Source organism: Desulfurispora sp. (assembly GCF_052744395.1).
The window spans coordinates 1-293 of sequence record NZ_JBRAJI010000046.1 but is presented as its reverse complement, the minus strand read 5'-3'; positions in this window follow the sequence as shown (position 1 = coordinate 293).

Sequence of the window (293 nt, the reverse complement as noted above, 5' to 3'; positions counted from 1 at the left end):
CAACACTAAAAAACCGCTGCGACAGAAAATGCCCGTTTTTCTGCCCGCAGCGGCTCTTTAGCCGGCTGGTTACCCGCCCGGCGGCAGGATTGCCCGTTTCCCGCCATCCAGCGCGGCCCTTTACCGGAGGTTAAAGCTCTGCCAAGGAGCTTCCCCAGCTTTTTTGGTATATTCTTATTCCCACCAGCCTGCTGGTGATGTTGGCATCACCAGCAGCAGGTAAGATCAAAACACGGAAATTACAGCAGCGGCGGCAGAGTGAGCGCCGGGTGCCCCTTCTCTTCCAGGAAGGG